At 51.3% G+C, this 25356-nt stretch carries 29 protein-coding genes; 5 read left to right on the forward strand and 24 right to left on the reverse strand.

Translation table 11 applies throughout. The annotated features are described in order from the left end of the window. Window positions 1–12: 12 nt before the first annotated feature. Window positions 13–246 (reverse strand): hypothetical protein, encoded by a 234-nt coding sequence (locus tag PGR29_RS03375; RefSeq protein ID WP_004132711.1) that lies wholly within the window; start codon window positions 244–246, stop codon window positions 13–15. A 153-nt stretch (window positions 247–399) separates the two neighbouring features. Here PGR29_RS03375 and PGR29_RS24895 point away from each other — a divergent pair, with 153 nt between their 5' ends. From PGR29_RS24895 to lpxP, 3 genes are all read left to right on the forward strand, one after another. Further along, entirely contained in the window at window positions 400–576 is a 177-nt protein-coding gene (locus PGR29_RS24895; protein ID WP_222103347.1) for a YnfU family zinc-binding protein, read from the forward strand. A gap of 79 nt (window positions 577–655) precedes the next feature. Next, window positions 656–928: a hypothetical protein gene (locus PGR29_RS03380; RefSeq protein WP_186277838.1), complete on the forward strand. Its 273-nt coding sequence runs from the start codon at window positions 656–658 to the stop codon at window positions 926–928. Window positions 929–1128: 200 nt separating this feature from the next. Continuing rightward, a complete protein-coding gene (gene lpxP, locus PGR29_RS03385) occupies window positions 1129–2037 on the forward strand; it encodes a kdo(2)-lipid IV(A) palmitoleoyltransferase (RefSeq protein ID WP_047053427.1) in 909 nt (302 codons plus the stop codon). Window positions 2038–2468: 431 nt separating this feature from the next. Here the strand turns inward: lpxP and PGR29_RS03390 are convergent, their stop codons facing one another. Further along, the gene (locus PGR29_RS03390) at window positions 2469–3041 is read right to left on the reverse strand and encodes a recombinase family protein (RefSeq protein WP_316424070.1); all 573 of its coding nucleotides are present in this window, start codon (window positions 3039–3041) and stop codon (window positions 2469–2471) included. 91 nt (window positions 3042–3132) lie between these two features. On the opposite strand from PGR29_RS03390, the gene PGR29_RS03395 reads away from it, so the two are divergent. Together PGR29_RS03395 and PGR29_RS03400 are read left to right on the forward strand one after the other, a co-directional pair. Continuing rightward, window positions 3133–4899 (forward strand): GDSL-type esterase/lipase family protein, encoded by a 1767-nt coding sequence (locus PGR29_RS03395; protein WP_116548395.1) that lies wholly within the window; start codon window positions 3133–3135, stop codon window positions 4897–4899. After that, entirely contained in the window at window positions 4896–5594 is a 699-nt protein-coding gene (locus tag PGR29_RS03400; protein WP_116548396.1) for a LamG-like jellyroll fold domain-containing protein, read from the forward strand. Before PGR29_RS03395 ends, PGR29_RS03400 begins: the two co-directional genes overlap by 4 nt. Before the next feature lie 46 nt (window positions 5595–5640). Here the strand turns inward: PGR29_RS03400 and PGR29_RS03405 are convergent, their stop codons facing one another. The 22 genes from PGR29_RS03405 to PGR29_RS03510 all read right to left on the reverse strand — a co-directional run bounded on the left by PGR29_RS03405 (window position 5641) and on the right by PGR29_RS03510 (window position 25355). Further along, window positions 5641–6393 carry a hypothetical protein gene (locus PGR29_RS03405; RefSeq protein ID WP_116548397.1) on the reverse strand — a complete coding sequence of 251 codons (753 nt, stop codon included), beginning with the start codon at window positions 6391–6393 and terminating at the stop codon, window positions 5641–5643. Then, the gene (locus PGR29_RS03410; protein ID WP_227592447.1) at window positions 6390–8318 is read right to left on the reverse strand and encodes a hypothetical protein; all 1929 of its coding nucleotides are present in this window, start codon (window positions 8316–8318) and stop codon (window positions 6390–6392) included. The genes PGR29_RS03405 and PGR29_RS03410 overlap by 4 nt, the downstream gene beginning before the upstream one ends. 77 nt (window positions 8319–8395) lie before the next feature. Beyond that, the gene (locus PGR29_RS03415) at window positions 8396–11464 is read right to left on the reverse strand and encodes a host specificity factor TipJ family phage tail protein (protein WP_116548394.1); all 3069 of its coding nucleotides are present in this window, start codon (window positions 11462–11464) and stop codon (window positions 8396–8398) included. Continuing rightward, the gene (locus tag PGR29_RS03420; RefSeq protein ID WP_087867643.1) at window positions 11461–11841 is read right to left on the reverse strand and encodes a nitrite transporter; all 381 of its coding nucleotides are present in this window, start codon (window positions 11839–11841) and stop codon (window positions 11461–11463) included. The genes PGR29_RS03415 and PGR29_RS03420 overlap by 4 nt, the downstream gene beginning before the upstream one ends. 9 nt (window positions 11842–11850) lie before the next feature. Continuing rightward, window positions 11851–12333: a DUF1833 family protein gene (locus tag PGR29_RS03425; RefSeq protein ID WP_087867642.1), complete on the reverse strand. Its 483-nt coding sequence runs from the start codon at window positions 12331–12333 to the stop codon at window positions 11851–11853. Next, complete coding sequence (locus PGR29_RS03430; RefSeq protein ID WP_087867641.1) at window positions 12320–12793, reverse strand: hypothetical protein; 474 nt, start codon at window positions 12791–12793, stop codon at window positions 12320–12322. Before PGR29_RS03430 ends, PGR29_RS03425 begins: the two co-directional genes overlap by 14 nt. 1 nt (window position 12794) lies before the next feature. Further along, window positions 12795–15497 (reverse strand): phage tail length tape measure family protein, encoded by a 2703-nt coding sequence (locus PGR29_RS03435; protein WP_058655345.1) that lies wholly within the window; start codon window positions 15495–15497, stop codon window positions 12795–12797. Window positions 15498–15568: 71 nt separating this feature from the next. Further along, window positions 15569–15988 carry a zinc ribbon domain-containing protein gene (locus PGR29_RS03440; protein ID WP_227818865.1) on the reverse strand — a complete coding sequence of 140 codons (420 nt, stop codon included), beginning with the start codon at window positions 15986–15988 and terminating at the stop codon, window positions 15569–15571. A gap of 47 nt (window positions 15989–16035) precedes the next feature. Beyond that, window positions 16036–16392 carry a hypothetical protein gene (locus PGR29_RS03445; RefSeq protein ID WP_047053439.1) on the reverse strand — a complete coding sequence of 119 codons (357 nt, stop codon included), beginning with the start codon at window positions 16390–16392 and terminating at the stop codon, window positions 16036–16038. A 70-nt stretch (window positions 16393–16462) separates the two neighbouring features. Beyond that, on the reverse strand, window positions 16463–16726 hold the full coding sequence (locus PGR29_RS03450) for a hypothetical protein (protein ID WP_226938417.1): 264 nt from the start codon (window positions 16724–16726) through the stop codon (window positions 16463–16465). 68 nt (window positions 16727–16794) lie between these two features. Further along, window positions 16795–17277 (reverse strand): hypothetical protein, encoded by a 483-nt coding sequence (locus PGR29_RS03455; RefSeq protein ID WP_058655344.1) that lies wholly within the window; start codon window positions 17275–17277, stop codon window positions 16795–16797. 54 nt (window positions 17278–17331) lie between these two features. After that, a complete protein-coding gene (locus tag PGR29_RS03460; protein ID WP_058655343.1) occupies window positions 17332–18504 on the reverse strand; it encodes a phage tail tube protein in 1173 nt (390 codons plus the stop codon). A 23-nt stretch (window positions 18505–18527) separates the two neighbouring features. Then, entirely contained in the window at window positions 18528–18920 is a 393-nt protein-coding gene (locus PGR29_RS03465) for a phage tail terminator-like protein (RefSeq protein ID WP_015705691.1), read from the reverse strand. Then, complete coding sequence (locus tag PGR29_RS03470) at window positions 18917–19468, reverse strand: hypothetical protein (RefSeq protein ID WP_045419374.1); 552 nt, start codon at window positions 19466–19468, stop codon at window positions 18917–18919. Before PGR29_RS03470 ends, PGR29_RS03465 begins: the two co-directional genes overlap by 4 nt. A gap of 1 nt (window position 19469) precedes the next feature. Continuing rightward, complete coding sequence (locus PGR29_RS03475) at window positions 19470–19853, reverse strand: hypothetical protein (protein ID WP_045419377.1); 384 nt, start codon at window positions 19851–19853, stop codon at window positions 19470–19472. Beyond that, window positions 19840–20073: a hypothetical protein gene (locus tag PGR29_RS03480; protein WP_048228844.1), complete on the reverse strand. Its 234-nt coding sequence runs from the start codon at window positions 20071–20073 to the stop codon at window positions 19840–19842. Before PGR29_RS03480 ends, PGR29_RS03475 begins: the two co-directional genes overlap by 14 nt. A gap of 1 nt (window position 20074) precedes the next feature. Further along, on the reverse strand, window positions 20075–20485 hold the full coding sequence (locus PGR29_RS03485) for a hypothetical protein (RefSeq protein ID WP_048228845.1): 411 nt from the start codon (window positions 20483–20485) through the stop codon (window positions 20075–20077). Window positions 20486–20488: 3 nt separating this feature from the next. Beyond that, window positions 20489–20701, reverse strand: coding sequence for a hypothetical protein (locus PGR29_RS03490; RefSeq protein ID WP_045419383.1), 213 nt, complete (start codon window positions 20699–20701; stop codon window positions 20489–20491). A gap of 39 nt (window positions 20702–20740) precedes the next feature. Further along, window positions 20741–21877, reverse strand: coding sequence for a P22 phage major capsid protein family protein (locus PGR29_RS03495; RefSeq protein WP_045419385.1), 1137 nt, complete (start codon window positions 21875–21877; stop codon window positions 20741–20743). Window positions 21878–21964: 87 nt separating this feature from the next. After that, complete coding sequence (locus PGR29_RS03500; protein WP_045419387.1) at window positions 21965–22729, reverse strand: DUF6651 domain-containing protein; 765 nt, start codon at window positions 22727–22729, stop codon at window positions 21965–21967. Between the two features lie 105 nt (window positions 22730–22834). Continuing rightward, window positions 22835–23947, reverse strand: a complete 1113-nt coding sequence (locus tag PGR29_RS03505) for a phage minor head protein (protein ID WP_116548393.1) — start codon at window positions 23945–23947, stop codon at window positions 22835–22837. Continuing rightward, window positions 23931–25355, reverse strand: coding sequence for a DUF4055 domain-containing protein (locus PGR29_RS03510; RefSeq protein WP_045419392.1), 1425 nt, complete (start codon window positions 25353–25355; stop codon window positions 23931–23933). The genes PGR29_RS03505 and PGR29_RS03510 overlap by 17 nt, the downstream gene beginning before the upstream one ends. Between the last annotated feature and the right edge of the window lies 1 nt (window position 25356).

Consider the following 25356-nt stretch of genomic DNA (forward strand, 5'->3'; position numbering starts at 1 on the left):
CCCGGAGGTGCATTAACGTCTGCCGTTAATGCGCTGATTATCCCTGAGAACATCAATCGCAGTCTGCATGGCGATTTTGTCATCCCGCCTTTTTTGTTTGTCCTGCATGACCTGAAGGTATTCCAGCAAGGTGCGGGTATTAATCGGTCTGCCCTGTTTACCCACAGCCAGCACGGCTTCACCAAGAATAATTTTCACTGGCGGTAGTTGTGCCGGATACCAGTCAAGGGTGTCTTCTGATTTCATCATAAATTTCTCACGGAAGGATAGTGTATCATAAATCAGACGTTCAATTTTCAATATCTTACATCCTGATTCAGACACAACTTAACATAACTTATGCCAGTTATTTTTATATCAAAGCGTATAATAATTACTGTATTCCTCAGAGAATCATTTATGTCTTATACAAAAGGGCTCAGAAATTTTAAAGAAAGACCGGTTCATGTTGCCTGCCCGGTATGCGCACACAGAGCTGATCAGAAAGCAGGTAAGCTAAGAAAAGATGCGGTTCTTGAGTGCCCTGCCTGCGGACTGTTGTTCAGACCTTCAGAATGCTGGTGTATCGGCGGCTGATTAGCTTCTGCCACTTAACGTCAGTGATGTCGGAAAATGACAACGTTCCTCCTGTACTGCAGTTGTCGAGGGTATGATAATGAAATCTAAAAAATCTGTTTTTATTGAAGGACGTATCCTGTCGAACAGCTGTCACGGGCAGGCTGGCCAACCTTTCTGTATTCACCGGGTCAGGTTTAGTAATGGTAAATATGCCATTATCCGGGTGGCATCCGGGATATGTTTCAAACCAGGCGAAATTATTCAACGAAACGATTGTGAGTGGTTTTATAAACTTACCAAAATTCGCCTTCTTTCTTTTGAGTACCTTGATGATAATGAATCCAGAAGACAATTTCTTGAATATCAATGAAAAACCCATGAAGTTATAACAGCATAACTTTGCTGATTTACAATGTATCCCTGACTATTCAAAAACTGTTGCCAGTAATTGAAATTGTTTCTTCTGAATTTATACGAATTCAAACTGTCTAAAAGAATGAGTATCGCTAAAGACGAATTTTCTCAGCATTTCCCTTTTGCGTTATAACTCCATTAGCATTAAGGAAATTTATGTCACAGACTTTTACTTATAATTTACTCCATCCCCGCTACTGGCTTACCTGGACTGGTTTGGGTCTGCTGTGGCTTCTCGTTCAGCTTCCTTACCCGGTTTTACATATTCTGGGCTCTGGTCTTGGAAAAATATCCAGACCCTTTCTGAAACGTCGGGAAGGAATTGCGATTAGAAATATCGAACTCTGCTTTCCAGGAATGACACCGTTTGCCCGAAACCAGATGGTCAAGAAAAACTTTGTTTCTCTCGGACTGGGACTGATGGAAACAGGAATGGCCTGGTTCTGGAGTGATGCGAGAGTCAAAAAATGGTTTGATGTCGAAGGGCTTGAAAACCTGACCGGTGCGACCAGAGGGGTAATGGTTGTCGGGATTCATTTTATGTCCCTTGAGTTGTGTGGAAGAGTAATGGGTTTATGCCATCCTATGATGGCTACGTATCGCCCACACAATAATCTATTAATGGAATGGGTACAGACAAAAGGTCGTATGCGTTCAAATAAGGCGATGATTAATCGGCGTAATTTATCTGGTTTTGTTCATGCATTGAAAGCTGGTGAAGCCGTGTGGTTTGCACCAGATCAGGATTATGGGCCTAAGGGAAGCGTTTTTGCACCTTTTTTCTCGGTAAAAAAAGCAGCCTCAACGAACGGAACATATGCTCTGTCAAAACTCGCAGGTGCACAACTGATCACACTTAGCATGATTCGACGTAGCGATAAAAAAGGTTATCGCATGTATATCAGCAATCCGTTGTCAGGCTATCCAGGGGAAGACAAGGTCGCCGCAGCGGGTTATATGAATAAGATCATCGAGCATGAAATTCTCCGAGCCCCTGAGCAATACCTGTGGATGCATCGCAGATTCAAAACGCGTCCTGAAGGCGAAGCCTCTTTATATAAATGAACCATTCTACTTGTCATGTACCATGAATCTATCTTGCTGACTACTTTGTAATAGCAGCAGGCTTTACCACGTTGAAAACCTTAAGTTTATAAGGATGAGGCAATGTTTTCCGGGGAAATATCTTAGTAGTCTTCAAACTATCTCCGATTATCCCTGCAATTCTTTACCAAGAGGTTCCCGAGTAAGTACTTGGTGGTTCCCAACTGACTCTTACATATAGCCATTGGCCGTTTACTTAACCAAAAAACGATTGCCAGAAATTTGTAAAGCTCACAACCTTCTACAGTTCCTGCTGTCTAATGAATGACAACACACACCTCAAGGAACTATATGACATTTTTAATCATCTCAGGCGTATCTGTAACCTTATTTGCCATGACTATACTTGGCCTGATTATCGTGTGGGGCGGTATCTCCAACATCCCTGACGATTACTGATTCTCAAAATTCCCTACGCCAGCTACAGGGAAATATTTGTAAATCGTCTTTACCCCAACCCCAATAACATCTGCAGCCTGCTGTCGGGTAGCTCCATTTGCGAGCATCCGGCGGCAATGTTCCACGATATCAGTCGTCATTACCCGACGCCGCCCTCCAATTCTCCCCTGCTCCCTTGCTGCGGCTAAACCAGCGCGAGTACGTTCGACGATCAACTCTCGTTCCATTTCTGCCAGCGCACTCATGACATGAAAGAAGAAACGGCCTGCAGGGGTCGACGTGTCGATCGAGTCAGTCAGGCTGCGAAAGTTTACGCCGCGCTGCTGTAGCTCCGATACCATGGTTATTAAGTCGCGCACGCTGCGCCCAAGCCGATCCAGCTTCCAGACCACCAGCACATCACCAGGCTTGAGTCTGCGCAACGCACGCTTTAAACCAGGTCGCCTGGCATTTTTCCCGCTGTCCATATCTTCAAAAACAAGCTCACATTCTGCTCGAATCAGTGCGTTTTTCTGTAAATCGAGGTTCTGATCCCCGGTAGACACCCTGGCGTAACCAATCAGCATCACATAACCCTTTGAAATAGCTGATTGTAAAAATCTCCGGACTTTCGCTCAAACCCTCGTTTGGGCGAAGCGTCTTTTTGGAGCAAAAAACATGGCCTTTAATCCGCCGCTGGGGGATACCTCTCCCGCTGTGTTGCTCGATAACGCCACGCGCCTGGATAAGCTGGTCAACGGACAGCCGACGACCGTTCCCGACCGCGCCGGTGATCCGCTTTATTCGTGGCGGGGTATCCATCAGAACCTGATCCCACTGAGTCGCCAGTACATGACGATTGAGGCGGCGCAGGCTGATATTGCAAACATTATGGAGGGAAGTACAACGTTCATACGCAGCCAGGATAACGATTATCTGGCCTATGAAGTAATTAACGTTAACGGCATCCTGCAACCTACCGGACGTAAACAGGCCTCTCAGGAATTCATTGAGATGGTCCATAACTTTGCGCGCGCGACCGATATGCGAACGCGCGGAATAAACACTGTCAGTCGTAAAAAAAGGCCATTGGATATTCTGACCCGGCAAGGCCGACGGCTATTCTCAATCAATGAAAATGGTGAGAAAGAGTTACCAGGCAAATCCTTTGCTGATTACCTGAATATCTTGCGCTCTCTTCTCATCGGAACATCATCAATTCGGCGGGCCAGAGCAGGCTATTTATTTAATCTGGTGATTGGAGGATTCAGGGTTCTGGCTGTTCGCGACGACGGCAACGCCACACTTGAGTATCGCGGTATCCCGCTGGAAACCCACCAGGGTCTTTTGCAAAACACGTTTGGCGGTTTTGGGGATTCATTAACGGCGAATGGGCTGGATGGTAATGCTTATAACGCCAGGTCATGGCAGGTATGGGCATCATTGTTCAGCAACGGGCAGTTGCAGTATGTTGGCCAGTGGGCTACCGGCGGTTATACCACTGCCGATATGATCCGCGTCCACTTACAGCCAGCCATTGAAGCAAAGCCCAGATTTATTACCTTCCTGGGAGGGCGTAACGATGTCATTCAGAAAGATAGCGCCGGGAACTTTAAATTCACCATTGCAACGGTCACCAGCAATATTCGGTACATCCTCACCCAGTTCCGCAAGAATGGCATTATCCCGGTGGTGTGTAGCATGGCGGCCCAGAACAACAGCGATCCGGCTCTGAAAGCCAGAGAGAATGCGATAAACGCTTTTACCCGCGCGTATGCAATTGAGCAGGGATTTCCGTTCGTTGATATGCGGTCAATCACTGTTGACCCGGAAACCGACGGTTGGAAGGCGGGCTATAACGGCAAACTTCAGGATGGCTCTCCTGACCCATCACACCCTGCGCCACTCGGTGCTTTTCATATGGGTAAAGCACTGGCGGAAGCGCTGGCACCTTTCATGATGCCGGTTTATCCACAGATGGCTATCTCCAATCCGGTCACCTCAGGAGGCCCGAATGCCATTATCAACCCACTCTTTCTCGATATCGTGAATGGTCTGCCGTCAGGATGGGTTGTTGAAAGCGGAACCGTGTCATTAACCACGGATCCTGATGTCGTTGGTAACGTTCTGGTGGTGACTGGCGCCGGGAATACCAGCGCGCGCGTGTCACAGACTATCCCGGTTACGCCAGGTGAGCGCCGGAAATTCAGTTTCAGAGTGAAATTTGATGTGGATGAAAACGCGGCAACCGCCTGCTTCCTCGAAGCCAACGGAGCAAATATTGCCGGAATTCGCCCCTGGAACCATTCGACGGACGGATTCAGGACGTTCAGTTATGACGTGGTGATCCCGGAGGGTATGACCGAAATGAAATTGACCATTGTCGCGAATGGAGCCACTACCAGCGTGGGACAGATGGGATTATTAAAACTGGAGGAAGTATGATTCTTGTTTGTGATGGTGTGGTGAATGCCGACGATCTGGAACTGGCCGAGCCTGAAATGATTCTCAACGATAGCGCCAGTATTGCGACTTACGGGATGCAGGACCAGTATGATTCAAGTGGCAACGGGTATGATCTGATTACCGGCAATGAATTTACTGAACTGGGGATGCGCACGACTGCAGACAGTGCGCATGGTGCTGATACGGGGATCATTGAAACTGATGAAATGACGTTTGCACTGTGTATCAATATGAGCCAGCCGACTGTGTCGGGCCGTCTGTTCTCCAACTTATTTCCCGGTATCGCCCCGTTTGGTGGTCTGCAGCTGCGAATTGAAGCCGCGGGCACGCTCATTTTACAGGTGGCTACGGGGAATAGTGTTGAGTCAACTGTTCAGGTGAGCCACGGTGGCGCAGTAGGTGGATGGACGCGCTTCACCGTAGCGGTATCAAATACAGAAGCGTCTATCACCAGGGCGAGCGGTGATAAACATACTTCTGCTATCTCTATACGTAAGAAATCGACACTGCCCCTGATCCTGAATGGTGGCCAGAGCCCGGAGCAGAATATGGGGCTTCCCGGTTTAATGGGGATATTCGCCGTCTACAATCGCGTATTGTCTGATGCAGAACAGACAGATGTCCGTGACAAGATGAAAAGTATTATGGCTATGCGAGGCGTAGTGGTGAACTAAATAAAAACGGCTATCAAAGTCGATAGCCGTTTTATAAGCAATTGATTTATAGCAATGATATTCCGCGTAAAGCACATCGCGTTTTCGAATTTGCATAGGCAGTCTGGAGGTCTGCAAGCGTGGTCGGGCCATCCCGATACAGACACTCAACCACCTCTAACTGTTTTGAAAACCCGTTTGCATTATATGCCGTATTCCCTGGCCCAACTTTCGCCGCTGTTGCAGGGGTTTTAACAGAATCCGTCAGATTAACCTGCGTGGATGCACCTCCTACCATTGAAATCAGGTTGTTCCCGTTTCGGCTGAACGCCAAGAAAATATACTTTCCTGCAGTTAGTCCGGCTGGCACCGGAATTTCAGTTGTCACTGATGCCCCCTGCGCATTACGCACCAGGTGGGTCAGTACACTGGTACCGCTCATATAGATACACTCTCCTTGCGTTCCGGTATTTACACCAAGAAGTATCTGCGTTGCTGCGCCGGTATACTGAATGACAGCGGTCAGCGTCATGCTGTTTGAGTCATTATATTCAGTGTTGAGGCCGTTAAAACCTGTCGCCACCGCAGGAAGAACCAGTGATGAGTTTTTGTAGGTTGGCAAAGCACCAGCCGAAGGCGTCATAACATGGCCACCAGACAGTGACGTGAGGCTGTCAGCACTTCCACCAAACATCCAGTTTACAAAACCAGACTCCGGATTAAATTCCGGATTAATGAGGCGGCGGACAGAGCTTTCATCAACATAAGTTGGATTATCAAATGGCACATCAATAGACAGGCGGGTGAATAAATAGCTCATGAAATAGCCTCTTTCCGGAAAATAGTTAGATAGTTGCGGAGTTCATAGGGATTGCCGTTTTTATCGCGGAGATCAGATTCGTAATCATCAGAATCACAAACATTTCCACGACACCCGGCGGTATATCCGGCGGGCCAGTTTGGATAGATACCGCCTCCACTGTCGGCGCCACGGTTTTCCGGCGTGAATGCATAGGCCAGATAAATTTTATCAGCCGCATTAAACGGAACCGCAGGAACAACCTTAATGCGTGAGCCGCTTACGATAGCGACCGATGAAATAGCCAGGCGTGTTAGCGTACCGTCACTGTTCTCTGCCCATAGTTCGAATCCCTGCATTCCATCAGTTGCAGCAGTCACACGATCGGTACTGAACTGAACCGGGCCAACCGGGACGTGCAGATCAAGCAGGACAGAGGTATTGCCGATACGGCTGACTTTAGTTGGATATAACGGCAGCCATGGTTTTTTATTTTCGTAGTAAAACTTCTGGGCTTTCGAGAAGAAAATATCCCTGTGACGATAGCCGTCATTCGTGAGGTGTAGCCCATCGGCATAGTCGAAAATATACATCGGCGTCGTGAGCTGGATAAGCGGGTTACTGATTGCCTCATCCAGTTGAGCCAGCGGTATTTCATAGCTGGGATATGTTGTCCCGTCATAACGGCCATGTGTCGCCATCTGATACGTGAACATGACCACATCATGATTCAGCCCTGAAATAGATTTAACATGAGCGTTAGTGGTTTCCTGCATCTCTTTCGATTTCTGCCGATAGTAGGCATACCCGGTTCCTTGAGAAGCATCGGTTTCGCCATGCTGGAAATTAAACCACAACATCCCATACTGGACTCCCCGCGCATCAGCCAGGTCTTTTGCCTTCTGGATTGTGTTTATGAACTGGGTATAGACCACCGTTCCGGGCTCCAGCCCTGAGAATGGCGTACCGCCTAACCCCGATGCAGCAAGAAGAAACTCACTGTTTGACGCATCCGAAACTTTGGTCTGGAAGTCATGGATTTGACTTTGCATGTACTGGCTAGACGTAGGGTCCTCCAGCGCCACAAGTGACGTCGGATTCTTGTTGTAGGTAAGGACTCCCGTATCAAACCTGAAAGTCTTCACGGTGGGCGTAGCGAGACCCGGAGTGCCCTGCGAGTAAATACTTAAACTCTGCCCATAGCTACGAGCGTCCATGAATTCAGGAATAAACGTCGGGTACACAATTGACGACTGTTCGGTCCCTACAGCTTTACCAAATACGTAATAAAGCCCGGAAGCAAGGTCCAAATATTTAACAATACGGCCCGACTTATCCACCAGCTCAATTATGATTGTCGGATTGCTATCATCCATCACCCATGTTTCAGAACCTAATTCCGAAACCGTTTTGTTATCAGCCAGTGGCTGTCCATAGGCTATTATTTTTTTTGCGCTATGGTTTGCGTAAATAACCTCGCGTCCTGAAGCATCGGCCATTATCGTGGTTTTGGCTGAACTGCTGCTGTTATCAACCCATTGCGATTCGCTGCCCAGAGTAACATCCACCCTGAAATCATCGTTTATTTGAACGGCCTGTTGCGATGGCATCTTTCTGCCAGTCGGTTCAAGGGTCCCTGAATTATTAATGTATTCATCCGCCAGAGCGCTACCGATACCGCTACGTACATAGGTTGTGCTCCCTTCGGGGATATTGGCAATATCCGCCTGCGCCGCCTCAATCTTCATGTACTGCCTGCTGAGCGGTATCAGGTTTTGACGAATTTCATCATTCTTCGCCATCATCTGGCGCCAGGTGTCAAGTGGCTCACCACCGCGGTCGTTAACTGTTCCTTCCGGGCCGTTAACCAACTTGTCAGCGCGCTTGACGTTATCCAGGAAAATTTCAGGCGTCGTCGTTCCCAAAGGCGGGTTAAGTTCGGCCATGTTTTTTGCTCCAAAAAGAGGATTCGCCCAAACGAGGGTTTGAGCGAAAAGAGTTAATTAGGGGTTGTTATGGGGTATTACGCGACATCGCCGGGGTATGTGGCGTCGTCGTACTGGTAAAACGATTCAAGGTATTCTTTAGCGGTGACCTGACAGGTTCCGTCAGACTGCGGGGCGATCTCCTCTACAATGGCGTCGTAGACGTGGCGCGTTGAGCCGCAGAATACCAGACGGATCGGCTCGATGGTTTCCGATGACAAGTCAACCTTCATCGGGTCATCAAACTCGCTCAGGTGCGGGACTGACAGCTGAAAATCGCCCACCCTACTCACCACCATCAGCCCGGATGCAGAGCCATCCTGATAGCGGATCAGCGCGCGGGGATTTTCGAAAGACCAGTCCAGCGGCTCCGTAACGGTGAACGTTGTCACGCCACCAGCCGTTGTCATCGCCTCCACCAGACAGGAAATCGTGTTGTTACCCGGAATATCATCCGTGAGCACAATGCGATCGCCCGTGTTGTAGCACAGCGCGTCCAGCTCGGTAGTGGTCTGGAAGGTCACCCGCTGCTGCAGGTATTTCATCAGGCGGCGCATCCCGATCTGGTAGGCGTGATCCTCATTCAGTACCCCATCAAGTTTGTAGTTCTCGATTTTCACCGGTGTGGGATTGTCGGGCGTCCGGCATTTAATGGTCTCCTCTGCCCAAGTGACACCGTTGATGTACGTCACGTCGACGCCATCAAAATCATCGTCGGATGGTACGGTAAATCCGCTCTGCAGCTCCTCCACCATCTCATGCGGAGTGATCACGCCAGTCCATGGCTTAATCCCCTCACGGTTGACCGTCGCCAGGCCATCGCTTAACAGGAAGCGGGATTTCCCGGCATTGGCTATCATCTGCAGCATTTCCAGCGCCGAGATACTGTCGCCCGTGGCAAAATCGAAATTTTCGCCCCGTGGCGTCCAGTACGCGGATTCAAGCGCGGCGATGGTGTCGACGTCCATCTCCAGCCCCAGCGAATTCCCGACATGCAGAAGAGCACCCGAGATGGTTCTGGCCGTTCCGGTTTCATAGGCGCGCGTGGCCACAACATTTACGCGCCGATCAGACTGCGCCGCCAGTTTGCCGCCAGATTCCACCGTCACGGCCATTAACGATACTCCGGCATATGATGCCGGGCGGGTCAGTAACCTGCCGCGCAGCGCCTGCCAGTACATAGAGTCCCTGGCGTTTTTACTCCCCTGCTCATTACGCCGCCGGCACCGCACCTCAACCAGACCAGGGGTAGCCAATTCAAATCGCTCAGTGAACCCCAGGGCATTAACGTTCTTCATCCGGTACCGTCCAGTTTTGCTCACCCAGCCCGAACCAGAACCATATACGCGGTACTGAATTTCATAATCAACGTTGCGGAAATTTTTGCCGCCGGATTTCCCGAAACCGCAAATACCGCTGGGAAAAGAGAAGTTAACCTCAAAAGCATTTACGACTTCATTATCCGGACAAGCGAGAAACGGTCCCATCCAGCTATTGTTGTCGTTAAGACCAGTGGCCTCATAGTCAATCATCGTCCTTGCGGCGAATCCCGGCCACGAATCATCAACGGTACCGTTAACCATGCGCGCCACCGTCACCGTCGTGCCGTCAGATGACACAATCCGGTACTCATTCCCGCGATGAGCAAGTGAAAGCCGTTGCCCACCCTCCGGCATCCCGGAGAATGCGGTGCCCGTGGCGCTGTTATAGGCGAGTGTCACAGATGCCGTTACCGCTGGGCTCCCGCCGGTTGATGCCGTACCGGTGGTATAAACCGGGGCATCACCGAAGACAGATGCCGGCAGCGACGAGGACGTGATCGCCCCACCCGCAAACGGGCTGGCCGACTCGGTTATCAATACAGTTCCACCGTTGTCCTGCGCGACCAAGGAGGATCCAGTGAGTCCCTCGGTGATGGCCGACAGAAGTCCCGACATTGAGACATAGTTCGTCACCAGCGATACCGTGTAGGTAACCCCCTGCCAGGTGATCGTGAACGTGCTGGAGCTTGTCGAAAAGTCGTAGGTAGTCGGGGCCGCACTGGCCTGTACTTTTGCCGCACTCCCCCCGGCGCCGGGCACTGCAGCCTGACCGGGAGTATATGACGCGATAAACAGATCGTAATCGACTGAGTTAAACCCCAGCGTCACCGGCATACCAACCACCGGCGCGATTTCCGTCAGCAGTGGGCTTGCGATTACGCTATATCCGGCTGCCGTTGTGATCTGGTAGTTTGCCGGGGCTTTCAGTTCAACCACCGCGCCGGCGACCCAGCTGGGTGGCAGTTCGTTGTCGTTCTCGTCACTATCGTCATCATCATCCGTATCCAGCCCGGTAAACGTCACGCTCGATCCAGAGACGGTCATGCTGTCCGCGATAATATCGTCAGCATCCGGCGACGTCTGGGCCATATCCAGCCCGGTACCGGATGATGCCCCACCAACCTCCGTACTGTTGACCCAGTTTTCACTGCGCTCATCACCGGAAACGTCCGCGCCTGGCGGATAATAGGTACTGCTGAAACCTGGCAGCGTCGATGCAGGAGTGCTGCCTACCCTGATATCGCCATTGGTATAAATCAGTTCACCGACACCGAGACACAGCAGCATCTGGACGTGCATCTTCGTAGGATCGTCGGCATCGAACCGGGTAACGGGCTGCACGACATAATCCGGATAAATACGCACGCGCCCAAAAACTTCACGAATCGCATCACCCAGTTTCGCGCTGTTTGCTTTAGCGGGGTTCAGGTCGAGGCTTCGCCCTGTGGATGACGTGTAGCCGCCGGCATCAATGTTACTCATCATGAACAATGAATAAGCCGCAGATGCGACGGCGATACCCACTCCTATCCAGGCAATCGTAGCGGCCTCAAGCCCGAAAGGCACAGGATAAAGCCGGACATCACTGTCAGGGTGGATCACGAAAGTAGCCCATTCGCCTGGCGGAATTGACTGCCCCTCAACCTCAATGGTCAGCGGTGGCACATCCCGATCCTCGTAACCTTCAACATTTTCCACCAGCCAGTTGCGAATACTGGTTACACCATGTTCATGCGTTTCCAGTGGTTCACCAGGCAGTTGGGATGGGTAAAAACGAATGGTCATTGCCAGAACTCCACTTTGACAAAACGCCGCTTAAATCGCGGCAAAGCCAGAAAGGTGACGTTCGCTCCTGGATTGCATTCCGCCACGTGCAGCAGGCCACCGATATTGACAACAATACCGACATGGGTGACGGTTGAACCGGAATAACAGGCCACCCCGGCGCCCTCACAAGGCTCACAGCGTTCCAGTGAAAGCATCATCCGGCGCGCTTCTCGATCGAGCCCTCCGTCGTCTTTTGTCACCCCGGCGAACTCAGGCCAGAGAGGTAGTCCAAGGTCAGCCCGGATTTCGTTCACAATGCCGAAGCAGTCGAGTTGCGGATACACTCTGCCGCCCTTCAGCCATGTGACTGAAAGGTATTTATCAGGATTAAACATTAGGATTCCTTAGCTGATGTAACGCAGACCGGGGAATAAAGGGAGCGTATAGCGGTAACGCGGCCAGGCGGTATCGAGGATGTTCATGTAACCCGCAGTGATCTGTGCCTCTGTCGCCGTCCAGTAACCAGACTTTATTTTCAGCGTATAAGGCACTGCCGCAGGCGCTGCTAAATCTGTAGAGATATAACTCCGGTAAGTCAGCAATGCAGACAGACGGTTAGCCAGCGCATTGCGGATAGCCGTGGACACAACACCATCGATATTGCACAGGGCAAATTTTAGGTCCTGCGTGCCGTCCGCATTGCGCGCCGGCAGCGCAATGTCTATTGCGCAGGCTGTGAATGTTACCGTATCGCCGTTCTCCGTCGTTGCCGTAATATCTTCGTAGCCCTGGCACAGGTAGTGAACATCAGATCCAATGGTGATCTGCAGAGTTTCAATGATCACCTCCGTCCCGCTGCTGGCGTAGAGGCGTTTAATCTGCGTCATGCTTCGGCCACTCCTTATTCAGCGCAATATCCAGCAGTGAGCTGCCGACGATCCATTCCGGGTAATTACCCCATGGGGCAGGAGCAAGGGGGCGTTCCCATAATTCAAGCGTCGCTGTGTACTTCCAGTAAATCGGGGCCACCAGCACCGGTCCCTGATAAATATCTGTGAAGCGGCATTTGTAAAACTTAATACCTGCCGGCGTCTGCAGCTTCATCATGAACCATGCAGCCCCGTCAGATAACGCATCACGGAACCAGGATTCAAACGCCAGTCCCTGCGCATCGGTTTCCATAAACCAAGTGATGCTAGCCTGCGTCGGTGTGGACGTATAAGCTCGCCTTTGCCGCGCGCGGCCGGTGGTTAACTGGGTTCGTTTTAACGGGCTTACAGGCTGGAATCCATAGCCTTCCTGCAGTGGCATTGGGAGATAGTCGTGTGGGTAAAGGATATCTGCCATGTTATTCCTTATACCCCCTCACGTAGCGACTCTTTAAAGCGCGGCCAAAATCACCCTGCGGCATCATGACCTCCTTCGTAAGCTCCCCTTTCAACTGCCTGGAAAGCTGTCTGTTATTCTGGTTTAGAGTAGAATTAAGTTGCTCAGGCGTGACCCCCTGAAGGTTAAACTCTTGGGTAATCGGCGCATGAACAGTGGTTCGCCGGCTGTTGTCGCTGCTAACGTTCTGAACGCCAGTCCCAAACCCCGAACGCCCCAATGTCGCATCAAGCGGCTTGCCGTTCCGTAATGCCTCAAGCTGCGACACGCCGATTCGATTTGTAGACTCCTGATCGAAGACATATTCCCCTTTATGGACAATACCTGCCGGCTGATACTTTCCGCCTGAGCCAGTATATCCACCAGAAGCAAAGCCGACGGCGGCAGCGCTGGAGATGCTGGATGTTATAGATGCCATTAGCCCGACAACTGAAGCCATGGCCGCAATATTAGCGGGGAACGGTAAACCGGCCAGCGCCTGCCCCATTGCCATAGGAAGTTGCAGAGCGGCTTGTGCAATCGCGAATGCTTTCTGAGTAACAAACGCAGCCTTATACATCGCGGATTGTTCACCAAACATCACCCCCATCGAATCGGTGATACCGGAGAAAGAGTTTTGCGCTGATTGCATCTGTGCGGCATTAACTGCGGTGCTTAGTGCCAGTTGGTTCTGTTGCCCTTGCTGTTGGAGGGCCAGCAGTTGCTGCTGCTTCTGCTGCTCATTCAGTAAAGTATTTTGTGTGATCGCCTGTTGTTGCTGATTCAGCCAGGCAGCATAATCAGTCTGGGCTTGCTTCAGCTTTTCGATAACCTCCAGCTGCGGATCAATTTGCAGCCCTATCATATTCAATCCCTGCCCTGACAGGTCGCTATTGGTTGCTCCAGACGTCAGCGTACCACCAGCCTTGTTCACACCTGATATAACGGAATCAGGCAGCACTGATTTACCAATCAGGTCGCTCGCCTGCTTCCCTGCAGCCTCCGGCGTCAGTTTCTTCAGCTCAACCATCTTCTGAAGAATTTCGAGGCGTTTTTGCAGCGTCTCATTTTGGCGCAATTCCTTTGGTGCAATTTGCTCCTGCATTTTCCGGTAGTCATCCAGCGTTTTAACTGAACTCTGCAAAGCCTCCTGCTGCTTATAGGCCTGCAATATTTCGTCAGAACGGGAAAGAATCGACTTCTGGTCGGCAGTTAACTGCGTTTTAGATTTGAGGTCAGCGATCTGCTGCTCGAACTTTACCCGTGCCTGCGTAGCGCTATTAAGTTTATCGCTGGCATCCAACTGGGACTGCATCGCGGCAGTCTGCTGGTGTATCTGGTCAAGAAGCCGAGTTGCTGCGTCCTCTGTAAATGTTTTACCTTTTATCTCTTTCTTAGGTTTTTCATTGCCCTGTTTTTTGGCCTGCTCCAATTCCTTTTCACGAACGGCAATTAGCGCATTAGCTTGTTCAATCGCCTCTTTGTTCCCTGAGAAAGCTATTTTTCTTGATTGTGCCCTCGCTTCCTTTAGTCTTGCTTCGGCTCCAGCGACCCTATCAGCCGCCAGATATTCCTTATTAATCCAATCAACGGACTCTGCGACAGCTTTATTTCCCTCAATAGTCAGAGTATTCATCGTTGATTGTAGGTCGATGGCCTGTCCGATAAATCTCATCGTTGGGTCAATTGCGCCGCCAAGAGCAACATTCTGCTTACCTTTGTCGGCAGCTGTGTAATAGTTTTTGACCTTTATTGCCGCTGCCGTCCAAGAGTCGCCAATTTTCAGTATCTCTCGACGGTGCATGTCAATATCAGCATTCAGAGCCGTAAAATTAGCTGAATCCTTATATTGAGAAACTTTTTGTCGTGCTTCATCGTAGCTATATCCGACATCAATTAATTTATTTACTGCCTCGCTGGCACCGTCATTGGTCGTAATAAACATGTTGCCGACGTCATCAATAGCCTGACCCGTTTTGTCAGATATAGCGACCATATTGAGCGCCAGTCGTTCTGCCGCATCGCCGTTAGCACCAAGTGACGTTGTCGCGATTTTCGTTGCGGCATCTATCTCCTGGCGGTTTTGATAGACGGCATAAGTCAGTAGACCAACTGCGGCAGCGGCCACACTGTATGGATTAACCAACCCCATTACATAGGTACCAACTCCCTTAATAGCTGGCCCAATACCGCCAAACATATCTTTTAACTGCCCACCCTGCTGCATAAGCACCATAAAAGGGGACTGGCCTGTAGAGAGTCCGACTACGATATCCGTCATCTGAGCGGGGATCATGCGCATTGCAAAAGCTGTTTGGGCAGCAGACTGCCCAGTTTTTTTCAAGTCGTCACGAAAACCGGTTAATTTGTTACGAGTCTCTTCAATTCGCTTTGAATAAAGCTCAAATGTATCTGTATCTACCATCCCTTTAGATTTGAATTTCGCCAAATCCTGTTGTTGTTTGTCCAGCTTATTCAGGGCGGCATTCACCGGATCAATACGATCGAGAAGTTCAGATAGAGCCTGCTTTTCTTCGTCCGTAGCCTTTGTCACCTTGCCAGCGCTCGTAGCTGCACGGTCTCCAGCTTGAGTCATTTTAACCAGTGCAGTTGCGAGATTATCGGCCTGCTTTTCTGCCCCAGAGCTGTCGATAATGATTGCGAGGCGTGAGGTTTGTTCTGTCATTTAGCGATCTCCGGGCAATAAAAAACCCCGCCGAAGCGAGGTTAGAGCTTTAGAACTGTTAGGCTTTTAATTCATTGACGGTAAAACATTATTGCGCCGATAATCGCCGCAAAGACCGCCAGCACAATCCCCGCGATTAACTTTACATTAACGTCAGCCAGCCTATCGCTGGCGCCAGCATCGTTAGTGTTAACTATTGTCTTCGAAGGGGTTACATCACTCCCGCAATGCTTGCACTTCACCGCTTCGGAGTTTATTAATTCTGCGCAGTAAGGGCATTTGGACCCTTTTAACTTATCGCCCACCAGAGCAACGATGATACCGGCGATGGCTACGAACCCTCCAAATATCATGTAATTTTGGCGCGATGACATTAATCCAAGATTGTTAACCCTGTAACCACCGCTTGTCGCTACTGTCACATCCATGAATAGCGCAGATATCGCAAAGATCACCCCTATTGCAATCGCTATATAACCAATAATCTTCACTTGCCTACCCAATCAGTTAAAAAGCCACCCGAAGGTGGCCTTATCAATCAGCTTGCGTTCTCGCAACCCGGCAGGCTGCGGTCAATCACGAGGTTGCCTTCAACACGCAGACCTATTTTACCAAACAGGAAAGCATGGTTTAGCTGAGTGACAACTACGTCTGACAGACCAACAGCACAACGATCTTTTTCAATCGCGCGGTCTGCTGCAGTTTTCACGTTAGGGATCCCTGTAGGGAAGATGATGACCGGGTAGCTATCTTCAGCAGTAACTCGTTTACCTTTGTAGAACTTGCCCCCATTAAGGTTGTAGTTTTTGGTGCTTGCTACAGTTAAATCTGCAACACGCACAGTACACCCCGAAAGTAACAGCGCTCCAAGCGCCAATGCGATGACTTTTTTCATTTTATATTTCCTTTGATTGCAATCGGAAACATCCTAACACATGAGTTGTGCATCGCAATGCTACAATTATTTAGCGTTTTTCCTGTCTTTTCTGCTCCGCTGCCCACTCGTCACGCCACGCATCGTCGAGCGCCAGGATAGCGGCGTCAAACTCGGTGCGGTCAATCAGGATGGTGCGCGATGCCAGATATAGCTCAATATCATTCAGGGATAATGGGAGCGGTACTCCGGCCATGCCGGCATATTTCCTGCTGCGCGATATCATGGCATAGGCATTGAGGATCTCCCCTGTTACTGGATCAATTTCTGGCTCAGGAATCGGCGGAAGGTTCAATTGCTCCCGGCGCCATTTTGCCTTGTCTCCCCTTTCGCCCCCGAACTCCTTTAGCCACGCCTGCGCCTCTAGGGCTTTTTTACGGTTTCCTGAGTCTGCTGCTCCTTACCCTGAGCTATGTTCGCAGCCTCTGCCAGAATCAGCCAATACAACGCGGGGTTCTGCTTCAATAACGCGACGCCAAGTTCGGGTGTATACGCTACAGCCTTCTCTATACCATCCACCAGCTCACCTACTCCCTCCCAGTCTTTCAAAAGGAAGCGCGCGCAGTTATCGATGAGAAGATCATCAATCGAGTCAATTTCACCTACGCTGGCGAGATCGAAAGCGTCGGTACCGACCTGATAGCTCGCGTCCATTTTGTCGATATGGCGCCGCACCAGCGCATTACGTGAGCGATACTGTGGATTCTCGCTGCTGGCCACCAGCAGACGGAGTTTAAACAGTGCTTCTTCTTCCGGTGTGTATTTCTTTTTACGGCCATCAGGCTTTTTAAAAGGGCAAAACCAACGCTCGCCACTCAGATCAAGTTGAGAAGAAATAATCAGCATACAGACTCCATAAAAAGCCCGAACCGCGATGTTCTGCGGAACGGGTCAGGGAAATTAAGGTGCGGTGACAGTGATTTCAGACGTTGCCGTAAAGGTGCGAGCCTTCCCGGTGATCGTGGCGTTCCCGGCAGCGTTGCGGGTCACTTTCGCCGTTTTTTGCCCGGTAGAAACTACGCTGGCAATCGCAGGATCCGATGACTTCCACTGGACGATATCTGTTGAATCAGCAGGCGTAAGCGTGGCGGTTAATGTCACCGTAGAGCCGACTGCGCCATTTGAAGTGGCTGGCGCAACACTGATTGCCGTCGCCGGAACTTTTGGCGCGCGGGTAATCGTTGGCGGCGTATTGGCGGCCGTGATATCGAGCTGAACCTGTACGATGTCAGTATTCCCGGCGTCCGGCCAGTCGCCAGAAATCTGCACTTCAGGGAAGCTGAATGTATAAGCGCCTTCGGCGTTCTCCAGCGTGAAGGTAAACGGCACCGTTTCGCCGGTGAAGGTTTTTTTATAAATCTCCCAAGCCGCCTTGGACCATGACAGCGTGATCTGGCCTGACGGTGTAAAGGTCGTCGGAATGTTTGCGCCAGCAAATGCTGAGCCGGTACCGATACAACGCTGAGTCTGCATGTTGTTATCAAACTGGATATTAAACGTATCCACACAGAAGCCGGCACCACCCGCCACCCCGTTCAGACTCAGGCCTGTCACTTCCTTAAACGAATAGCGCAGCGCGCCAGCACCATCCACCGGGTTAGTGAAATAACTGGTATCGTCGGCTTTGGTTTCCCAGTCAAGCCCGGCGAAGGTAATGGTCGCAGTGATGTCGCCATCATTCGGGATTTCAATCTGGAAAGTTGCAACCTGGCAACCGCGGGCAATCTGTGCGATCCCTACATCATCAGCGTATGAAGAAACTGAAAAAGTAATGCGGTTGTTGCCCATCGTCAGCACATTATCGAGCCAATCCGCTCCGAAACAGCTCGCCAGAAAATCATCATGCTGATTCCAGCGAAATTTGGTGCCGACATCACCGCCGACATCAATCGTGCCACGGGAAACGCCCTGCGCCATACGGTCACCGCCGATTTCATCGTTATCGTTGGTGTTCTGCGTTGGCATCAGCCCGAACGACGAACGGCGTAACAGGTTCCAGACACCAGCAGAGGGTGTCTCTCCCGGTGTGGTTTCGCGAATAAACGCGGTTACTACTTTTGCGCCTGAACTCACAGGAGCCTCCTGTTGATTGTGCGCTACAGAGCGCGATAAGGGATTTGAAGATTGAGCTGAGACCAGCCATCGGTTTCACCTGCCGGGATGGCGGATACGGCGAAATAACTCAGCGCTCCGTCGTCCTGAAACTCGAAGAGTTGCGTTAATTTGTCGGCGGCCTGAGTCAGCTGCAGAGTGCCTGAACCAACAGGGACGAAAAGCTGGATGATGAGAACCCCTGTTCGGTGGACAGTCGGGCCCGCTCCAATTTCGTTAGCACCTGCTTGTCCGGGGATGTCAGTAAGACGCGCCCAGATTTTTCGACCGCTGGGATCGAATACAGGACCGTTTGGATAATCCACCGCATCCTGGGCAATAGCGGTCTGCGTCGTCATTCGTCTGATGACAACGTTTCTTATTTCTGTGAGGGTCATTTGTAGGCCTGAATCACACCATTAAATGAGACGGCATAGACGCCTGTCGGCGCTTGCGTAGAGTGGCCATTCTCCAGCGGTACGGAGTAAGGGAGGTTTGACTGAATGTAAATCACCGAGTAGGCCGGCGCCTGATTGATGATATTTTTCCCGTTGAGGAATGTCATTGTTCCGCGCGGGTCAGGCTCTGATGGTATTGAATGATCTGGTTCTCCAATACTGACAAAGTGTGACGCCCGGAAAGTTCCTGCGCGATACTCAGCCGGACGCCGGATATCCATGCCATCGTTAACACGTGCTTTCTTTCTGAGACGGCCTGTCTTTGTCAGGTTGGCAGGATCGGCATAAAGAGATTCGTTCCATTCACCTACCGCTTTGTTGTACTGCACCGCAGTGGCGTTGATAGCCCATAACTCCGGGTTACCTACAGGCGATCGCTGGACGATTTCATTCAGCAGCTGAATGGCGATGGTTCTTTGCCGTAACCTGACGTCGTCCTCCACCAGCCCGGCGAATGCCGCCGGGTCAATGTTCCAGCCCTTAGCCATATCACGCCCTCCGCAGTTGAATGGAGTACGCAGCACCAGCAGAGTCTGCAGAAGCGGTAATGACCTCGTAGCGCTGGAGTACGCCAGTGATCGGGTCAGGTGCCGTGATGATGTGCTCAACCTCTGGCTTGTCGGTGACCTCATTTACGAGGGCTGTGAGTTTCACATCACCATGAAGGATGTTAACACCATCGATGCGGCGGAGTTTATAGCGCGCCAGCACTCCGCGCCCCGAGTAAGTCACCTGCGTTTCAGTGCCGGTTTCCGTAACCGGGTCCCAGTCACCTCGTACGGTGTATGTTCCAGTGAAATCCTTAACAGCATCCTTCAGGTCGGTATCGAATGCCGCAGCGACTTCGGTTTGCAGTTCGTCACGAATTCCCATTGCACCCACCACTACGCTGCTGAGGTTTAACGATCACCGTACCGTGGAGTTTTCGGGTATAAATTGCGCCGCTGCGCTTAACCCGCAGCGGGAGCGGAGCAAACTCAACAACGCCCTTTGCCGGGTTTGCGTAAACGACATGTCTGATCGGGTTTCCATTCACAAACACATCGCGAGGACCGAGCCCGTCACCGGCATAATGCACATCCGGATTTTGCATGTTACCCCCTCACCAGCCGCACCTGCGACTGATTAACACCGTATGGCTTAAGCATGGCCAGAGCCAGCTGCAGGTCAGAATCAAGCAATGCAGAGCTGTTGGTAGCAAGTTCTGAGAAGGTTTTGGAAACAGAAACGTCGTCAGCGTCAACGGCCTTACTCAGCAATACCCCCGAGTCAGTTTTCTGCTGATACAGCCCGCCATTTGCCGCCGCCAGCGCCGCATAGGCGCCAGCCTGTTTTACATCGTCAGGAATGATGGTTTCGTGAGTTGCCTTATCGCACGGCATTTTCAGGTTAAGTCCATTCATCCAGGTATTAGCCATCAGCACAGATTTGGCTTTTTTGCTTTCATCCGCCCAGGTGGCACCGAGTATCGAATTGACATCTTCAACGGTGACGAAAGTGATCATGCATCACTCCATTTCTTTCCAGCCGTGCGCCTTCCAGTTCTCCACTTCATCAGGGTGAACGTTGGCTGTATTAGGAGCGCCGGGGAATGCCGGGAAATCGGTAATCATCGCCACCAGCTGCAGTTCCTGCTGTGCAGGAGTATTGGCGTCAACCTGCACGGTCGCAAGTTTTGCTGCAGCACGTTCAGCACGCTGCTCTTTGGTTAATCCGGCCATAAGCCCTCCACTAAAAAAAGGGGCCGAAGCCCCCGATAATTAACCCAACAGCAGAACCGAGTGCTCAGTTTTCACTGCCGCTACGCCCCAAGACAGGCCAACTTCGTAGCGCACCTGACGGTATTGACGGTACAGCGCCACCTGATAAGTGATGCCTGACACCGGGTCAGTAACGTTCATGACGTCATCCGCAGTATCACCGCCCTGCGGCATTGCCGGGGTACGCGCAGCCAGCAGGAACGCGTTACGGTCGAATGCCATGTTTGCGGTATATCCACCTACGGTAGTAATCGCGGAGTTATCCGCCAGCGCCTGACGCAAGCCCGGTGCTGCCAGGGTAATAGTGGTAGCAGTAGCTGCAGCAACGAGGTATTTGTTGCTATCACCATCAAACGTCACAATATCACCTGCCGTGAAAGAACCCGTGCCGGTATCAATCGCGATCAGGATATCACCCTCCGATTTTGCACCATTTACCAGATAATCAGTGGCAGCCGATGCCGCGCGTTTCTTAACATGCGCGGATTCATGGATGTTGAATCCTTCCAGTCGCCCCACGATACCCTCACGCAGCAGCGCATCGGTACCAGACTCGTTCACCTTGAACAGAACTGACTGTTTACCACGGAGGTTAGCAATCGCAGAGGAACCAAGGACCATCTGCAAATCGGTAGTCGGGGAGCCGTTATCGGACAATACCTGGCGCGCATTTGCCGCATCCGACAGATCGCCAGCAATCCCGAATGGAGTAGTACCAGCCGTACCGACAGCGCGGGAGGAAGCGAAATACAAAGCCGCGAGATCCGAGTCCATCTCATTTGCCAGCGCACGGAACGCTTGCTTGAACTGATCCGCCAGGATGGTGTTGTAAGTACCGGCCGGACCAAGGGCCAACTGCTCTTCGCCGTTCCATTTGACCGGGGCCATTTTGGATTTGGTGATTTTGACATCAACGGTACCGATCGTCTGGTCGCCATCATTTGGTGCAGTAGCCCCCGGCGTAATATCAACTGTGGTTGCCGGTGGAGCAACTGGCGCAGTAACAGTCTGATCCTTCGCCGCAGCATCAGCTTTCGCATTGCGCGATACAGCCGGGATAAAACCGACCTGTTCGCGGGATACGGTATCCAGAGCCGTAAAGATAGTCGGGATCAACCCGGTAAGCGTATTAGCCATGTGTTTGGATTCCTTGGAGATTAAAATATAGGGTTGGTTGAGCTATCCAGCTCCGGCACCAGCTGCCATCCGGCGGCTGGCAAAGAATTAATCGACGATGGTGATACCGTCTTTGAGAGTTGATTGCTGATCTGTCGGGCTCAAACTGGTAAACGCATCGCGTTTCATCGTTTTCTGCCCGAGTGAATGCTGAGACTGGCGAGAGCCGCCGCCCTGGTTGCCGCTGGCCTTCAGAATGTGGTCTTTCTGAGGGTATTGCTCCACCAGGAATTCCAGCGCCTCATCGAAGGCCGCCAGTTCGCCCGGCTTTGAGCGTGAATAAATTTTGTTGCCTGAACCGTCATAGGCAACGACTTTACCATCCTCGACTTTGAAGGACTGACCGAAACGCGCCTGAAGCATATCTGCTGGGATTGCCACTTTATCTGCGATGAATTTCGAGCCAGAGAACCGGCTGCCGATCATTTCCTTATAAAGCTGGCCTTCAAGGGTCGTCGCACGCTGAGTAGCTTCATCAAGCTGGGACTGGAAGGATTTGGTGATATCCGCTTTAACTTGATCAACGGCACCCGCGTCGATCAGTTTTTTCTGGTCTATTTTAGTCATCATCTCCAGCGCTTCGAGTGCTTTCGCCGGATCACCGATTTTGGCAAACTTAGCCAGACTGGCTTCAGCTGCTTCTTTGGCTTCACGATGAGATTTCGCCTCGCCATTCAGAGAGGAGATTTTCCCAACGGCCTGCACAGCATCAAAACCAACTTCCTGGCCGTCATCGTGGACATAGACGGGTAAACCGCTCGCATCGACTTCTGCATAACTTTTGCCGTTAACTTCGACTGTTTTCAGTTTCATGTGGTTACCTTTTCGGGGTCATCCGACCGTTGCACCGCTCACCATCCGGATCACGGCAATAAAAAAGGCCGCCCGGAGGCAGCCTGATTGAAGACTTAAAAAGCTTTAAAGTCTGGCGTTGCTGAACGCCTGAGCATCCAGGTTACGCAGTTGCTCCAGAGTCAGCCATTCGCCCTTGTCGTTGTAGAAGTCATCGGGCGACATGCCGCCGTCACGAATCAGTCGGGCCCGAGTTACGCCAACGATCTGGGACTGGCGAGTGAACGACTGGCGCGAGAACCAGCCCTGATAATCGGTATCCGAAGGCACCTGCCCGTCCATGCTGGCACGTGAGCTATCGGATATTTGCCCTACAGCAATACCCAGCTCATCAGACGATTTCAGGATGTAGGTTTCGACGCTGCGACAGCAGAAATGGATTTTCCCGGGTCCCTGCAGATACGGCACCTTATGGCCGATCGGCTTGTTATCCAGTGTGTACTTGAGGCGGTCGCGAATCCGACAGTCTTTTGATGTACGGTTATCCAAAGTGGATAACCACTGTTTACCCTTCAAAATGTCATCGTTCGCATCTGCAAAGCTTTTCCTGGCCGTCGAAGCAAGATGCCCCACAGCCGTTTTTACAATACTGCCGGCATTGGAGCGGCTCATCTGCAGCGCGCCATCCTGATAGCCACGGTTAGCATGACCACGGACCTTTCTGACGATTTGCTCATGCGTATCGCCCAGGAGAAAACCCTGCCGCACTGTATTGGATATTCTTGCCATCCTGTCAGCTTCAAGGTTATCTGTCCACTCCGAAAGCAGGCGCCCCTGAAACGGCTGTGCCATCGCAGTTGCATAAACGGCATCCGGTGAAATGCCCACCAGTGGATGAAGCGATAGAACATCATCGGGGATCGCAAACTGGAACAGGCTCAGCTGAAAGCCTGCTTCGTACTGAGCGAGTTGCTGCAGCTCATCAGATAGTCCCGCGTACATTGACTGCACAGCCTCGCGATTGAGAGCTCTGACACTAACGAGCAGCGCTTCCAGTCGCGACACGGTAAAGCTTTCAGCATCCAGGCTATCCATCGCCACCAGCAATCTGGCTGTCAGTTCCGCATCGCTGTCATTCAGGATTTTTATCATTCTGTTTGCAACGCTGGTGCTGTACCGCGCTACCCATATCGCATGCGCTATCGATTCATCCTGAAGCTTGTCATTCGCCGTTGCCATTTGCACCCCCCTGGTTACTCAGCCCGCCGGCAAGCGTGACCTGCTGATTCCGCAACTCGTCGATTACCTCTTCGGGCTTCGCGTCCGGATCGATAAATTTGAGGGCCTGCAAAACGCGAACAGCATCAACCTGACGTATATCCCCCCCCTGACGGAGCGACTGAACAGCCGTTGCAGCTGCGGCATCAAACGTCTGGGCTGAAACGTCCAGTTCGGTGCGTACATCGACATTGCCGCCTTCTTTCTCGCCCAGCCATTCCGCCATAATCTGCAGGATATTATCGAGCGCATCCTCAAGCGAGCTTGCCATGGTGTAGAGAGGTGAATTCTCCTGCATCCGCTCTTCGTGAGTCTGGTCTAAGGATTTAGTCGATGTGTTTTCCGCGCGCAGCAATTTTGCGCCGGCCTGACGCATCTGGTTTTCCAGATCCTCAAGGGAAATCTTACCGGCTTCAATCGCAGCCCCGGTATGCTCGACATATTCCAGTCCCTGCCGCTGGCGGTCATCGAAACGAGTCGCAGAGGAAGAACCTATCGTCAACGTTTCGCCATCAGCCAGACCGTAAGCCACCAGCAACGGCACACGAGCGACATGCAGGATGTTGTCCTGTTCACTCTGACTCTGCCAGTGCTTGATATTCAGTAAAGCGAGATTAAGCAGTGGCGGTGAACCGCGCATAAAGCCTGTTCGCTTCGTGTAAAGCGTCACCAGGGGAATATCATCGCGACTGGTTTCCCACTCGTCGTGAATCTGCCACTGGCTTTCACCATTTTCACCTTTATTTCGGCGATAAATTTCAACCTTACCCGGCATGATATGGCGTATTTGCTCAACTTTCGTTTGCCCGTAATCATCGCCATCAATAATGATGACCTCTCTGATACGCAGATCGGTCAACACCACTTTCCCTTTAACCACTTTCGATTTCCAGCCGATGACCTGGCGAGGATTTAACATCGTGGCATACGGGCGGGATCCCGCGGCTTTTTCGTCGGCTTTAGTTTTTACTGCCTCCGGGTCAATTTTCGGGAAGTCCACCAGCGCATGTACCAGACCATACTGGAATCCGATGCTGAAAAATTGCTGTGCCCAGACATCGAGCCGGTTTCCTTCCATATCAATATCTGGCGACAACTCTCGTATTTGTTCAGGAGAGTCCTCACTCAATACCGTCGGCTCAGCAAACACTCGCCCGATGTTTTGTTTAATGGCCTCTTCATAGGCAGGTAGTAACGTTGCCGAAGCTAAACGCTCCTTATAGCTTTCAGGATCTTCGTTCGGCCATTTCGGGAGATACTTCTTGCCCTGCCGGCGCATTTCCAGCGTGCCGCCCATCAGCGCATCATTAATATCCCATGCCTCAACCATATCGTTATAGTCGAGGTTGGGCGTTGAAATATCAGGCATG

The organism is Klebsiella sp. 141203, assembly GCF_032601985.1.
In the GTDB taxonomy this organism is placed as follows: domain Bacteria; phylum Pseudomonadota; class Gammaproteobacteria; order Enterobacterales; family Enterobacteriaceae; genus Klebsiella; species Klebsiella aerogenes.

Coding starts and splice junctions, on each gene's coding strand:
- PGR29_RS03390 (WP_316424070.1), bottom strand. CDS start 3,041: ATGCTGATTGGTTACGCCAGGGTGTCTACCGGGGATCAGAACCTCGAT.
- PGR29_RS03470 (WP_045419374.1), bottom strand. CDS start 19,468: ATGGCTAAGGGCTGGAACATTGACCCGGCGGCATTCGCCGGGCTGGTG.
- PGR29_RS03480 (WP_048228844.1), bottom strand. CDS start 20,073: ATGCAAAATCCGGATGTGCATTATGCCGGTGACGGGCTCGGTCCTCGC.
- PGR29_RS03410 (WP_227592447.1), bottom strand. CDS start 8,318: ATGGCCGAACTTAACCCGCCTTTGGGAACGACGACGCCTGAAATTTTC.
- PGR29_RS03500 (WP_045419387.1), bottom strand. CDS start 22,729: ATGAAACTGAAAACAGTCGAAGTTAACGGCAAAAGTTATGCAGAAGTC.
- PGR29_RS03490 (WP_045419383.1), bottom strand. CDS start 20,701: ATGGCCGGATTAACCAAAGAGCAGCGTGCTGAACGTGCTGCAGCAAAA.
- PGR29_RS03465 (WP_015705691.1), bottom strand. CDS start 18,920: ATGACCCTCACAGAAATAAGAAACGTTGTCATCAGACGAATGACGACG.
- lpxP (WP_047053427.1), top strand. CDS start 1,129: ATGTCACAGACTTTTACTTATAATTTACTCCATCCCCGCTACTGGCTT.
- PGR29_RS03375 (WP_004132711.1), bottom strand. CDS start 246: ATGAAATCAGAAGACACCCTTGACTGGTATCCGGCACAACTACCGCCA.
- PGR29_RS03435 (WP_058655345.1), bottom strand. CDS start 15,497: ATGACAGAACAAACCTCACGCCTCGCAATCATTATCGACAGCTCTGGG.
- PGR29_RS03400 (WP_116548396.1), top strand. CDS start 4,896: ATGATTCTTGTTTGTGATGGTGTGGTGAATGCCGACGATCTGGAACTG.
- PGR29_RS03430 (WP_087867641.1), bottom strand. CDS start 12,793: ATGGCAGATATCCTTTACCCACACGACTATCTCCCAATGCCACTGCAG.
- PGR29_RS03425 (WP_087867642.1), bottom strand. CDS start 12,333: ATGACGCAGATTAAACGCCTCTACGCCAGCAGCGGGACGGAGGTGATC.
- PGR29_RS03510 (WP_045419392.1), bottom strand. CDS start 25,355: ATGCCTGATATTTCAACGCCCAACCTCGACTATAACGATATGGTTGAG.
- PGR29_RS03505 (WP_116548393.1), bottom strand. CDS start 23,947: ATGGCAACGGCGAATGACAAGCTTCAGGATGAATCGATAGCGCATGCG.
- PGR29_RS03405 (WP_116548397.1), bottom strand. CDS start 6,393: ATGAGCTATTTATTCACCCGCCTGTCTATTGATGTGCCATTTGATAAT.
- PGR29_RS03420 (WP_087867643.1), bottom strand. CDS start 11,841: ATGTTTAATCCTGATAAATACCTTTCAGTCACATGGCTGAAGGGCGGC.
- PGR29_RS03455 (WP_058655344.1), bottom strand. CDS start 17,277: ATGCTGATTATTTCTTCTCAACTTGATCTGAGTGGCGAGCGTTGGTTT.
- PGR29_RS03380 (WP_186277838.1), top strand. CDS start 656: ATGAAATCTAAAAAATCTGTTTTTATTGAAGGACGTATCCTGTCGAAC.
- PGR29_RS03395 (WP_116548395.1), top strand. CDS start 3,133: ATGGCCTTTAATCCGCCGCTGGGGGATACCTCTCCCGCTGTGTTGCTC.
- PGR29_RS03495 (WP_045419385.1), bottom strand. CDS start 21,877: ATGGCTAATACGCTTACCGGGTTGATCCCGACTATCTTTACGGCTCTG.
- PGR29_RS03475 (WP_045419377.1), bottom strand. CDS start 19,853: ATGGGAATTCGTGACGAACTGCAAACCGAAGTCGCTGCGGCATTCGAT.
- PGR29_RS24895 (WP_222103347.1), top strand. CDS start 400: ATGTCTTATACAAAAGGGCTCAGAAATTTTAAAGAAAGACCGGTTCAT.
- PGR29_RS03445 (WP_047053439.1), bottom strand. CDS start 16,392: ATGAAAAAAGTCATCGCATTGGCGCTTGGAGCGCTGTTACTTTCGGGG.
- PGR29_RS03485 (WP_048228845.1), bottom strand. CDS start 20,485: ATGATCACTTTCGTCACCGTTGAAGATGTCAATTCGATACTCGGTGCC.
- PGR29_RS03415 (WP_116548394.1), bottom strand. CDS start 11,464: ATGACCATTCGTTTTTACCCATCCCAACTGCCTGGTGAACCACTGGAA.